The 12,678-nt window shown below is 58.6% G+C and carries 8 protein-coding genes; all 8 read right to left on the bottom strand.

All coding sequences use genetic code 11. The features are described 5' to 3' along the window. Positions 1-17 precede the first annotated feature (17 nt). The 8 genes from BN77_RS23100 to BN77_RS23065 all read right to left on the bottom strand — a co-directional run bounded on the left by BN77_RS23100 (position 18) and on the right by BN77_RS23065 (position 12,586). Entirely contained in the window at positions 18-2,732 is a 2,715-nt protein-coding gene (locus BN77_RS23100; RefSeq protein WP_007536580.1) for an ABC transporter ATP-binding protein, read from the bottom strand. A gap of 196 nt (positions 2,733-2,928) precedes the next feature. Continuing rightward, positions 2,929-4,062 carry a glycosyltransferase family protein gene (locus BN77_RS23095; protein WP_007536579.1) on the bottom strand — a complete coding sequence of 378 codons (1,134 nt, stop codon included), beginning with the start codon at positions 4,060-4,062 and terminating at the stop codon, positions 2,929-2,931. Further along, positions 4,059-5,306, bottom strand: a complete 1,248-nt coding sequence (locus tag BN77_RS23090; protein WP_085989871.1) for a glycosyltransferase — start codon at positions 5,304-5,306, stop codon at positions 4,059-4,061. The genes BN77_RS23095 and BN77_RS23090 overlap by 4 nt, the downstream gene beginning before the upstream one ends. An 11-nt stretch (positions 5,307-5,317) precedes the next feature. Beyond that, positions 5,318-6,526 (bottom strand): glycosyltransferase family protein, encoded by a 1,209-nt coding sequence (locus BN77_RS23085; RefSeq protein ID WP_007536577.1) that lies wholly within the window; start codon positions 6,524-6,526, stop codon positions 5,318-5,320. 88 nt (positions 6,527-6,614) lie between these two features. Beyond that, positions 6,615-7,787 (bottom strand): ABC transporter permease, encoded by a 1,173-nt coding sequence (locus BN77_RS23080; protein WP_007536576.1) that lies wholly within the window; start codon positions 7,785-7,787, stop codon positions 6,615-6,617. Beyond that, the gene (locus BN77_RS23075) at positions 7,788-8,786 is read right to left on the bottom strand and encodes an ABC transporter permease (protein WP_007536575.1); all 999 of its coding nucleotides are present in this window, start codon (positions 8,784-8,786) and stop codon (positions 7,788-7,790) included. A gap of 3 nt (positions 8,787-8,789) precedes the next feature. Continuing rightward, complete coding sequence (locus BN77_RS23070; protein ID WP_007536574.1) at positions 8,790-10,700, bottom strand: ABC transporter substrate-binding protein; 1,911 nt, start codon at positions 10,698-10,700, stop codon at positions 8,790-8,792. After that, positions 10,694-12,586: an ABC transporter ATP-binding protein gene (locus tag BN77_RS23065; RefSeq protein WP_007536573.1), complete on the bottom strand. Its 1,893-nt coding sequence runs from the start codon at positions 12,584-12,586 to the stop codon at positions 10,694-10,696. Before BN77_RS23065 ends, BN77_RS23070 begins: the two co-directional genes overlap by 7 nt. Positions 12,587-12,678: the final 92 nt, after the last annotated feature.

Raw genomic sequence — 12,678 nt, 5'->3', positions numbered from 1 at the left:
GTCCCTCTAATAGAGTATTACGATAACAGTTCCTTGAACATCCCGTTTTGTTCGGAAAGCTGCGGAAAGTTGCCTGCTTCAGCCAAGGCGCCGCGGTCGAAGAGCAGGATGCGATCGAAGATTTCTGCAAGCCGAGCGTTAGATAGCACCCAAATGATCGTCGGACGTTCACCTTCCTTGTGCAGCCCTTGCACGATGTTGTGGGTGATCTGGTCCTGAATGCGCTGGTCGAGTGCCGACAGCGGCCTGTTGAAAATGAAATAGTCGGAACGTTTGAGAAGCGCACGGGCGAGGTTCAGCTTCTGCCGCTGCACCATCGTCAAGCGCTTTCCGCCGGACCCGACGTCGAATTCTAGCCCGATCGCCAAGACGTCGTCGAAGAGTTCGAGCGAATCGAACAGCTCGCCCATGATGGCCCGAATGCGGTCGGACGCGTCGGCCTGCTGATAGGCAATACGACCGAACAAGACATTGTCCATCAGGCTTGCCGAAGAGACGACGCGCTCCGGATCGTATCGCTCGATCACAGCGGCGAGATCATCCGGAATATTCTTATGGAACTGTTTTCGCGCACTGACGATCCTCGCCATCAGTTCGTCGGTCAGGAGACCGAAACGGTGGCGCGGCTCGATGTAAGCAAAACTGAGGCGGATAATTGCGGAACGCTCTTCGGGCGTCGCATCATCGAAATGTCGGCTCTGCAGTTTTTGCAGTAGCGCCTGATAGGTCGGGATATCGTCGGCCGTCATGAAAGTCAGCTGCTGGAAGAACGGGTGATCCGGCGGCAGATCATGGAATAGTTCGACCGTGTTTTCTGCGATCTCAAGCCCCATAGCATAGAGTTCGTTGCTGAGGCCGGTGTCGCGGAAGAGCGTCTGGAAATAGGGGTGTGCCGCCAACCGGCGATTGGTCATCAGCGGTCGCTTCATCGAACCGAAGAGCAAGTTTTCGCCGACGGTGGCCTGCGGATTGAAAGCATCGAAATCAAATGGAACGACAATATTGCCGAGATCGGACTCCTGCATGCGCTTGCGAAGCGCCGTTCGCAGGTCGACAATGTGGCCTGCGAGCGTGACATGCACACTCGTGTTGACCGTCGATCGAAGTGCCAGATCGAGAATATCCTGCGAAATGAGCACGGCATCGAGGACCGGACGGATCACCGTCAGAATGTCCCCGGGGCCAGTCGCACCGGCTGCCTGATAATCAACCCAGTCGCTGTTGATATCCATCGTCGGGTTGCCGGCTTTGGCAGCCTCCTCGGCATGCCACTTGGCTTCCTGAGCCTGGTTGCCGTCGTACTCAGGCTCCCGCAGGGGAGCATGTTTCAAGCCGTAGAGAAGATTGTCTCGCAACGTCCCGTGAAAGAAATAGGTGTCGGCGGATGCGTAGGAAATACGACGGCCGGTAATGGATTCGGGCAGGTCTAGAAGGTCTTTGCCGTCGATCGTCACGCGACCGGAGTCCGGCCACACCAACCGCCCGAGCGCTTCGGCAAAAGCTTCAGCGCCGCTGGAATTCGGGCCGACGACGGCAACCGTTTCGTTCGGGTTGATCTCGACGGAGACGTGATCGACAAGCCGCGCGCCGCTATCGTCGCTTACCGTCAGATTGGTGACCACGAGCGGAGCGGACAATGTTCCAATCGCCTCTGCCGGAATTTCCTGGATCTTGCCGTCGATTAGCGGTTCCACATTGAACTGTTCGTAGACCTGCTGATACTTGACCTGGACATCCTGGCGCATCTGATCCCAGTCGATCAGCTCCTTGAGCGGCCCTGGCAGGTCCTTGTAGGCGCTGATGACGGCGACAAGCTGGCCGATATCCAGCCGTCCCTGCAGCGCCAGATAGCCGCCGATCGCGTAGAAGAGGAAAGGGGTAACCTGGGCCAGGAAGTTGTTCAGGAACTTGACCAGGAACTTCCACTGGTAGAGGTCATAGCGGATCGAGAAGATCAGCCCAAGCCGCGTGGCGATGTCTGCGCGTTCGAAATTCGACGTGTCGTTGCCGTGAATTGTGCCGATACCATCGACAATCTCGCCGACACGACCTGACAGCTCGCGAGCAGTGAGCTGTCGCGCGCGACCAAGTTCAAGCAGGCGCTTTCTCATGCGAGGGATCACCACCGCCTGTACGCCGACGATCGCCGCTGCGATCATGCCGAGCCAGAAATTCTGAACGATGATGAAGGCTAGCGCCGTAAGAGCCTGGCCGCCGAGCAAAGCCGGCGAGACAAAGGCGTCGCCGGTAAAGCCGCCCATTGGCTCCACCTCGTCTTTGATCATCGTCGCGATCTCAGCCGACTTGACGCGCTTGAAGTGTGCCGGCGGAAAGCGCAGCACGCGGTCGATCAGCTCGAAGCGGATGCGCCTCAGCATTCGCTCGCCAAGCCGGCCCTTGTAAGTGTTGATGTAGAATTTGAAGAGGCCGTTCAGGACGACCAGCGCAAGGAAGACGAGGCTCAGCCCCATCAGCATTTGCAGTCGGTCAAGCTGGAGGCCCTTGAAGAATTCAACCTCGCCAATGATCGGAAACTTGTAGGCCAACCGCATGAAGGTCTGCGTTGCCCCTTCTCCCTCGAAGCCCGAACCCTGAATCGGCCCGTTGACGATCTGCTTGGGCAGATCGAAGGACAGAAAATAGGGGATCATCGAGACTGCAACGACCGTTAGGATCCAAAGCTGCTGCAGCCGCGTGTTCGACCAGATGTAACGCGCGAGGCTTTTTTCCATTGCTAACCGTCAGTTGCCTGGGAGATCTCGGGGGGCAGTGACCTGCGGCAAGTCAAAGAGGGATGCCGAAAACAGGACCATGCAACCGGAGCACCGGATCTCGTAATGAAAACAAGGCGAATCGGCTTGCCGTCGTCATGCCGATTCTCGCCGGGATGTTGTTTATATCACATGATTTTCGCAAAGTGCGAGGGTTTCAGGCAATCATTGACCGAATGATCGCCGCGGTTTTCTCCGCGCCGCCGAGATCCAGCAACACCGGGGCTGTCTGCGGCGCTGCAAGTGCGGCCCTGACGGCATCTGCAACGAGCGTGGGCGTTAAATCAGCCTCCGGCAGGATGTCTGCAAGGCCGAGCGCCTTGAGCCGCTCGGCGCGAACCGACTGCTCCGTCTCTCCACCAGCCACGAATGGGATGAGGATCGCCCTGCAGTCTGTTTGCAAAAGGTCGCCAACGGTATTGTAACCCGCTTGCGAGATGGAAACGCGCGCGCCGCGCAAAAGCGAGGGAAAATCCTTGCGAAAGCGGACAAGGGTTACGTTCGACGGCCTTTCATTCGCGAGACTGGCGAAATCAGCCTCCGGAAGGTTCGGCCCGCTGATCAGTAGCCACCGCAGCTTCGCCGGCAGCATGGCGGCAGCTGCATTGGCGGCTCGAAGCAGATCGAGACCGACGGCTCCGCCACCTGCGGATGCTATGATGTCGAAGGTTTCCTCCGGCTCAGCCGCACGCCTTGTAGCCACCATACCGGTGTAGCGGATCTTGGATGCAATATCGGATGTCAGAGGAAAGGTATCCTCCAAACGAACGAAGTTTGGGTCCCCGTGGACGAGGACGCCATCGAAATGCTCGCGGACCAGTGCGACCGTCTCTTCGTCGCGTCCGGGCTTGCGGTTTTGCTGCAGGATATCGCGCACGGAGCTGAAAAGCTTCGGCCTTGGATGCGCCTTCTTGATAGCATCGAGAAGCGGAAGCAGCTCGAAGCGCATTTGCCGGCGACCAAACGGAAACGCTTCGATGATGACGACATCGGGCGCAGAATTGAAAAAGGCGGAAAGCAGGAGATCGCGCCGCCGGCTCAAAAAAGCCTCGTCGGCGGCTATGCCGTTTTGGTCAGCAAGTCCCGAAAAACCTTTATTGCTCGCCACGACTGGCGGCAGCGCCACTGTCTGGATGCCTTCTTCGGGAAAGCCAGGCACTGGTAGACCGCCGGTGACGACGGTCACTTCGAACCCGTCGCGGACGAGTGCACCAGCGACGCGGCTTGCGCGCGCGATATGCCCGATGCCGAGCAAATGCTGAACGTAAAAGAAAACGCGGGGCATGCTCATGAGGCTTTCTGCCATTCCTCTTCAAATAGCCGGCCAAGTTGACCGATACTTGCCTCGTGATCGAAATGCTCTCGCACGCGCCGTTCGGCGGCATCACCGAGCCGCAGGCGCAAGGCTGGGTCCCGGATCATAGTCTCAAGTGCGCCGGCGAACGCCACAGGATCCTGCGGTGGAACCACCATTCCATTCTCGCCGTCGACAAGGAGTTCAGGCACCCCTGAGACTGCGGTCGAGACGCAAGGCAAGCGCTGGCTCGATGCCTCCACCAGCACATTCGGCAGGCCGTCGCGATCGCCATTTGACGCAATACGGCAGGCAAGCGCGAAAGCATCTGCCCGGCGATAGTGGTCGAGCACGTCTTCCTGCGCGAGCGCGCCCTTCCAACTGATCCGATCTGAAATGTTAAGTTCCGCAGCAAGAGCCCTAAGCTTCGGCAATTTGTCGCCGCCACCAATATGCTCGAACCGCCAGTTAAGCTCGCGGGGCAGGAGTGCAAGTGCCCTCAAAAGCGTCTCGTAGCCTTTCTTCTCCACCGCTCGCCCAACGCTGAGAATGAGCACTGGGTCGGCCGGATCGCTGCCGTCACGGTGAGATCGCTGGCCGCCAAAATGGGCAAAACGCGCAAGGTCGAGGCCATGGTAGCTCAGATGCACGGCTTCCTTGCGAGCTGTCAGCGTACGCATGTGCTCATAACCGGTTCGTGTGCAGGTCACGGTCCAGCGTGCGCTGCCAAGTTTTTCGTGCAGATCCCAATCGGGCGATGTCCAGATGTCCTTGGCATGGGCAGAGCAAGTCCAGGGTACGCCTGTCAGGATGCTCGCATACTCGGTCACCGAGGCAGGCGTATGGATGAAGTGCGCGTGCAACCATTCGCCATTGTCCGGCCACTCGCGGCCAAGCACCAGCGCTTGTCCCAAGCGTCTGAAGCGATTGCGAGAGAGGTCACGCGCCAGGTCTTTTAGGAAGCGTTTCCACAGCGCCTTGATTCCCGGCTTGCGAAAGCTTGCAAAAAACCCCTTGAGGACGCGGATCGGTTCCTCGTGGAGATACTCCGGCAGATAGATGACGCGTGCCCTGATCTCGTCATGGACCGGATGCCGCTTCTTGTCGGTCGGGCGACGCATCGAGATCAAGGTCAGGTCAAAGCCGGCCTTCTCCAGGCCGAGCAGCTCCTGGGCGATGAAGGTTTCCGAAAGGCGCGGGTAGCCTTTCAGCACGACGAGAATCTTACGGCGGTGCAACAACGTCCTGGCCTTCACTCGGCTCCGACGACAGACAAATGAGGGCTGCGGCCGTCGAGCCAGTGAGCGACGGTCTGCGAGATATGGTCAAGGCCTTTCAGTTGCAGGGTACAGCCACTCTTGGATGGCGGCAGGCGCTCCGGCAGCCGCTTCAAAGCTTCAGACATCACCGTCGGATTTGCGGACTGATCTGGCAGCAACATATCGACAAGGCCGAGCTCGCTTGCCCGCTTTGCACGCAACAGCTGCTCTTCACGCGGCTTTACCCTGGGAACGATAAGGGCAGGCTTGTCGAAAGAGAGTATCTCGCAGTAGGTATTGTATCCACCCATGGCGACCACACCCGTTGCCCCTGAAATCAACTCTTCCATGTGATTGTCGAACTCGATCACCTCGATGTAGGGGATGCGGGATCCCTTGGCGACCAGCTTGGCGCGCTCGGCCGCGGGCATGTAGGGCCCGAGAACCACCAGGGCCTTTTGTTGCAAGGTCGGATCATATTCGTAGGCGTTCATGACGTCGTGTACGAGATCTGACCCGTCGCCACCACCCCCGGTCGTGACCAAGATGTAGTTGTCCGACCGCGCATTGATCGAGGTCTTGCTCGTGGAGACATTGCGTTGCAGGAAGCCGACGAAATCCATTTTCCTGCGCACGCTTGGCGGAACATCAAGGCCGACCAGCGGATCGTAGAAATCCGGCGGACCGTAGACCCAGACGGAATCGTAATATTGGTCGATCTTCTGCATGATGCCGTTGCGCTTCCATTCGGCATCAAGCAGGTGCGGCGCGTCCATGATTTCGCGCAGGCCAAGCACGAGAACGGTGCCGCGTGCCTTGAGATAGGCCAACGTGTCCTCGACCTCGCCCTTCAGTCCCATCGGTTCTTTGTCGACGATGAAGATGTCGGGCTGAAAGGTCTCGGCGGTGTGGCGAATGCTCGCCTCGCGCATCTTCAGGGTTTCATGCAGGTCGATATGGCCTGCCATCGACGTGTACTCGCCATTGCGAAGCTTGATCACGCTTGGGATCTTCACGAAGTCGACGCGCGCGCGGTAATCGAAAGCGCCTGCAATCGTGGCGCCGGAGATAATCAGAATGTTGAGGCCGCGATAGTCCTCGACCAAAGCATGCGCGATCGCGCGACAGCGGCGCAGATGACCGAGGCCGAACGTGTCGTGGCTGTACATGAGGATGCGGGCATCTTCCAGGCGCCGTGCCATGGGCACTCCTTCTGCGCTGTCGTTCATACTAGCACCGCCGGTTTTGTTGGCCGTCACGCAACAGAGCAACGCTCCGCCGGGCTGGCCGCTATTTGTAGGGATCTGCCGCATCGCGCAAGCCGTCTCCCAGAAAGTTGAACGCCAAAATAACTAGAACCACCGGTATAATTGGAAAAAGCAACCAAGGATAGAACGCGATGACACTTACGCTCTTTGCTTCTGTCAGCAGAATGCCCCAGCTGGTGATCGGCGGGCGTAGGCCGAGGCCAAGGAAGCTCAGCGCCGTCTCGCCAAGAATCATGCCTGGTATCGAAATCGTGGCCGAGGCGATCAGGTGGGACATGAAGCCGGGCACAAGATGTCGGCCGATGATGCGGGGCGTGCTGGCACCCATTAGCTGGGCTGCCTGAACGTAGTCCTCTTCGCGCAACGCCAAGAGTTTCGATCGCACGGCACGCGCAAGTCCCGTCCAATCGATGATCCCGAGAATGACCGTGATCCCGAAATAAATGACGATCGGGCTCCACGTCACCGGCATGATCGCTGCCAGCGCCATCCAGAGCGGCAGGCTTGGCAGCGACTGCAGCACCTCTATGAGGCGCTGGACAATCAGATCGAAGACGCCTCCCCAATAGCCCGCAAGACCGCCGATGACGATGCCGAGGCAGAAGCTGATGGCGATACCGATCAAGCCAATCGTCAGCGAAATGCGCGCACCATAGAGAATGCGGGAAAGCACGTCGCGGCCGAGACGGTCGGTGCCAAGCAGGAACATCTGGCCGCCGACCGCCGGGCAAACCAGGTGCAGGTCAGACGATATCAATCCCCAGAACTTGTAGGGATCGCCGCGACAGAAGAAGCGGATCGGCTGCACATCGTTTGGCTTGTCGGCGTAGAGTCGATGAAGCGTATCGATGTCGAGTGACATGCTGCGTCCATAGACGAAGGGGCCGATGAACCTGCCGTTGCTGAAGAAGTGGACACGTTGTGGCGGCGAATGGATGAAGTCGACGTTCTTGGTATGCAGCCCATAGGGCGCAATGAATTCGACAATGATGATCATGAGATAGAGGGCAAGCAGGAAAATGCCGGAGACAAGCGCGAGCCGGTGCTGCTTGAACTTCCACCACATCAACTGCTTTTGCGAGGCAAGGTGGATACGCGATTGCGCAGCCGTCATCCCTTCCGTCGCCATCGGATCGAAGGGTGCGGTTGAAACGTAGTGCGGCATCGGTGCGCCGGGCGGTGGCAAGGGCGACATTTATTTGGTGCTCCTGCCTTGCAGGCGGATACGCGGATCAAGGAAACCGAGGGCGATATCGGAAACGAGTACCCCGATCACGTTGAGGAAGGCGAGGAACATCAGGAATGACCCCGCGAGATACATGTCCTGGCTCTGCAGAGCCTTGATGAGCATTGGACCGGTCGTTTCAAGCGACAATACGATCGCGACGATTTCGGCCCCCGAGATGATCGACGGCAGGATCGAGCCGATGTCGGCGACGAAAAAGTTAAGCGCCATGCGCAAGGGATATTTCACGAGCGCGCGAAGCGGATGGAGCCCCTTGGCGCGGGCGGTGACGACGTACTGCTTCTGCATCTCGTCGAGCAGATTGGCCCGAAGCCGCCGGATCATGCCGGCCGTTCCGGCTGTTCCGACGATAATGACCGGAATCCAGAGATGCGAGAGGATCGAGCGAGCCTTTTCCCAGCTCATCGGTTCGTTGAGGAACTTCTGGTCCATCAAGTGCCCGATAGAGACACCGAACCAGATGTTTGCAAAGTACATCAGGATCAAAGCCAGCATGAAGTTCGGGATGGCGATGCCGAGCAATCCCAGAAAGGTCAACCCGTAGTCGCCCCAACTGTACTGGTGGGTTGCCGAATAGATACCGATCGGAAACGCGATCAACCAGGTCAGCAGGATCGTGGAAAAGGAGACGAGGATCGTCAGCCAGAGACGATCGCCAACGACTTCGGAGACCGGCAGTTGATATTCGAACGAATAGCCGAAGTCGCCGCGCAGCATGCCGCCGACCCAGAAGAAGTAGCGGACGATCTCAGGCTTGTCGAAACCGTATTGCTTTCGCAGCTCTTCGATTTCCTGAAGATTGGCGCTCTCGCCCTGAGCCCGCAGCTCGGCGATCTGGCTCTCGAAGAAGTCGCCTGGTGGAAGTTCGATGATCGTGAAGACCAGTGCCGAGATGATGAACAGCGTCGGCACCATCGCAGCAATGCGCCAAAGGATGTATTTCAGCATCCCTCAAGCCTCCTTGAACCAGAAGGTATCCGGCATATAGAGGCCGAGATAGGACGTTGGATCAAAACCGTAGAGGGCCTGCTCAGGGACATTCTGCAATTTGGCCGATCTGAGGATCGGTTGCAGCGTGCTGTTGATGAGGCCGATCGAGAAGACCTGTTGAGTATAGAGCGCCAGCATCTTGTGCCAGATCACCTCGCGCTCCTCGAACCGCGTGGTATCGCCCCACTGTTTGAGGAGATCGACCAGCTGCTGCACTTCCTCCAGGTCGGGTGCGCTGCCTTCCTGGCCGGCAGACAGGTGGTACATCCCCCAAAGCGGCCATTGCAGTTGATCGTCAAGCGTTGGCGCAAGCTGCCCCGGAGACATGTCTGCGGTTGCGACTCCGTTCTCGATGCCGTACCAGATCGACATCATGATGGTGCCGCTCATGGCACGGCTGCGGAAAACGTCGCGTTGCGAGGTGCGGGTGTAGAGAGCGAGACCGACCTCAAGCCAATGGTCGCGCACCAGCTCCAAGACGTCGGTGTCGAGATTGCTTTCGCCGGCCGTTTCCACCGTGATCTCGGCGCGGCGACCGTCCGGCAACAAACGGATGCCGTCAGAGCCACGGTTCGTCAGTCCGAGCTCGTCAAGAAGGGCGTTTGCCTGATCCAGATCGTGGGCAATGAAGGCGTCCGCATATTCGGGCCTGAAGAGCGGACTATCGGGCAAAACGGTGTCAGCGCTTGGCGTGCCGAGACCATAGAAGGCAACCATGTTGATCTCATGCCGATCGATCGCCATCGACAGCGCGCGGCGAAACCGTGCCTCGCGAAAGAGGTTGCGCCAGACTTCATCGGCACAGTTGAGGTTCGGCAGCAGCGCAACACGCGATCCGCGCACCTGCTTCCACAGGTTGACTTTCACCGGGAACCGCTTTTCTGCGTCCTTAAGGAAGGTGTAGTCGCTAAAGTCAACACCAGTCGCCTGCAAGTCCGATTCACCGGCGCCCGCCTTGGCGGCAATGATTGAAGACGAGCTGACGTTGAGGACGAACTGATCGATATAGGGAAGTTGCACCCCGTTCTCGTCAACCCGATGGAAGAATGGGTTGCGGACGAAGACGAATTGTTCGGCTGGCAACGGCGTGGTGTTGCGCCACGGATCGAGTGTGGGCAATTCCGGGTTTTCGGGGCGCGAGGCCCGCGACATCTTGATGTGCAAGTCCGCCCACTTCTTGACGCGGTTTTCTTTCATCAGCGCCGAAAGACGGAAATCGTCCTGATATTTCTTGTGGAATTGCCTGAGGTAGTGTCCGGGTCCACAGATCACCAGCGGTAGCGGACCGGCGAGGGCCGGCATGAACATCGGATTGGGCCGTTCCCAGGTATAGCGAACAGTCAAGGCGTCGATGACTTCGAACTTCGGCAAACTGCCGTGCGGTCTGAGTTCGAGCGCACCGCCACCCGGCGTCAGGTTCTTGTTGAGGATCACATCTTCCCACCAGTAACGGAAGTCGTCGACCGTGAAGGGTGCGCCGTCAGACCAGCGGTGTCCCTCGCGAAGATGGAAGGTGAAGACCGTGTCGTCCTTGGATTCGAAACCAAGCAGAATATCCGGCTGGAACATCAGGTGCTTGTCATAACCGATCAGGCGAGAATAGCCGTAGACGGTCATGTAGCGAATGTCCTTCTGGCTGCCGATGATCGTGCGCACCGTGCCGCCATAAACGCCGGGCTGGCGCCCCGTCTCCTTCATGTTGACGATGCGGGGATGGGTCGGCAGGCGATCGACCATGGCGGGAATACGGCCCGCTCGTAGCCAATCCCTGAGGAATTCGGGCTCGATGTCGCGATCGGCCGCCGCCTTGGCGAGCGAAGGCAGCACCGCCGAACCAACAAGGCCACCGAGAAACGTGCGTCGCGTTACCATGAGCGAAGCTCCTTTGCGTCCGCACCCTTGCGGGCTCGAACGAAATGGCCATTGCCGAGATCTGCATAGGCCAGTTCGGAAGCCTCATCATGCTCCGCAGTAAAGGTGATACCCCAATTCTGCTTGTCTGCGGCGCCATTCCTTCTCAGCGCCTCGAAATCGAGCGGCCGGTTCAGGTCGGGGAAGGGCACAGCCGCCAACAGGGACTTCGTATAAGGATGCACGGGATCGCGAAGAATGATCTCGCGCGGTGCGATCTCGACGATGCGCCCCTTGCACATGACTGCGATACGGTCGGCCATGTAGTCGACGACTGCAAGATTGTGCGAGATGAAGAGATAGGTGAGCCCGAGATCCTTTTGCAGGTCCTTGAGCAGGTTGAGGATCTGGGCCTGGACGGAAACGTCGAGCGCCGACACTGGCTCGTCGAGAATGATAAGCTTCGGCCCGAGTGCCAATGCACGCGCAATACCGATACGCTGGCGCTGTCCGCCAGAGAAACTGTGCGGATAACGGTTCAGATAGCGTCGGTCGAGGCCGATTGCGCCCATCAGCGCCTCCACGCGCTGTTTGCGCTCGGCGCCATCTCCGCGATCATGGATCTCCAGAGGCTCGCTGAGGATGTTGCGTACCGTCATGCGCGGCGACAGCGAAGAGACCGGATCCTGGAAGACCATTTGTATCTTGGTGCGCAATTCCTGCAGATCGTCACCCGAGACGGACAAGACGTCGATGACATCCTTGCCGTCGTTGAAGATAACAGTGCCACCGTCCGGAGTTACGGCACGCATCAATATCTTGCTGACGGTCGTCTTGCCACATCCGGATTCGCCAACAAGTCCAAGACATTCACCGCGCCGGATATCAAAACTGACGTCATCGACGGCGTGAACCAGCGCGGCCTCGCGTGTTCCGAACAGCCCGCGATTACGCGTCTTGAACGTCTTCGACAGGTTGTTAACCGAAAGCAGGATTTCCGGCCCCTCCGCCTTCACCTTCTTCTTGCCGATCAGGGATTCGAGATTGACCGGCACGTCGCGCAGCGCCTTGAGGCGCTCACCAGGCTTCATGTCGAAGTGCGGAACGGCCGCCATCAGGCCCTTGAGATATGGATGCTGAGGATTGCGGAAGATCGACTCGACCGGCCCCGCCTCCATGATCTCGCCGTGATAAATCACCACGACCTCGTCGGCCATGTTGGCGACGACGCCAAGATCATGGGTGATCAACAGCATCGCCATTCCGAGCTTGTGCTGGAGATCGCGCAGCAGTTCCAGGATCTGCGCCTGGATCGTCACGTCGAGCGCAGTTGTTGGCTCATCGGCGATCAAGAGCGCCGGATTGCAGATCAGCGCCATTGCGATCATCGCGCGCTGGCGCATGCCACCCGACAGCTCGAACGGGTACATGTCAAACGTGCGCTTCGGATTGGCAAAGCCGACGAGACCCAGCATCTCCTCGGTTTTCTCGCGCGCTTGCTTCTTGTCGGCATCGGTGTGGATGAGGAGCGCTTCGCTGATCTGATTGCCGACCGTGTGGATCGGTGACAGCGAGGTCATCGGCTCCTGAAAAATCGTCGCCATGCGGCGGCCACGCAGGTCGCGCATCTCCTCACTGTCGCGCGAGTAGCGAAGAATGTCCGTCGTCTTGCCGTTCAACGGGTCGGTAAAAAGGATACGCCCCTCGGCAGCAGCCGGGTTCGGGAGAATACCCATTATGCTTTGGCTAATCACCGATTTACCTGAGCCGGATTCTCCGACAAGCGCAGTGACCTTGCCCGGCAAAATACGGATGTTCGCGTTCTTTACGACGCGCAGACGATCGCCGAAGACCGAGAAAGAAACGTCAAGATTCTCGATGCGCAACAGATCCGAGGCGGACGCCATACCAATGAAATTCCCCAGTTTTTATGTTCCCGTTAAGGCACACTACCGTACCGCAATCGGGGTGTCCAGTTGATGACGGACACGGAAAAACC

The organism is Rhizobium mesoamericanum STM3625 (genome assembly GCF_000312665.1).
Taxonomy (GTDB): Bacteria; Pseudomonadota; Alphaproteobacteria; order Rhizobiales; family Rhizobiaceae; genus Rhizobium; species Rhizobium mesoamericanum.
Note: the sequence above shows the minus strand (reverse complement) of the source record. Positions and strands in the feature narration are given on the sequence as shown.

Bases quoted from the DNA above. Each gene is read 5' to 3' on its own strand.
- BN77_RS23100 (WP_007536580.1), bottom strand. From the start codon at position 2,732: ATGGAAAAAAGCCTCGCGCGTTACATCTGGTCGAACACGCGGCTGCAG.
- BN77_RS23095 (WP_007536579.1), bottom strand. From the start codon at position 4,062: ATGAGCATGCCCCGCGTTTTCTTTTACGTTCAGCATTTGCTCGGCATC.
- BN77_RS23085 (WP_007536577.1), bottom strand. From the start codon at position 6,526: ATGGCACGGCGCCTGGAAGATGCCCGCATCCTCATGTACAGCCACGAC.
- BN77_RS23080 (WP_007536576.1), bottom strand. From the start codon at position 7,787: ATGTCGCCCTTGCCACCGCCCGGCGCACCGATGCCGCACTACGTTTCA.
- BN77_RS23075 (WP_007536575.1), bottom strand. From the start codon at position 8,786: ATGCTGAAATACATCCTTTGGCGCATTGCTGCGATGGTGCCGACGCTG.
- BN77_RS23070 (WP_007536574.1), bottom strand. From the start codon at position 10,700: ATGGTAACGCGACGCACGTTTCTCGGTGGCCTTGTTGGTTCGGCGGTG.
- BN77_RS23065 (WP_007536573.1), bottom strand. From the start codon at position 12,586: ATGGCGTCCGCCTCGGATCTGTTGCGCATCGAGAATCTTGACGTTTCT.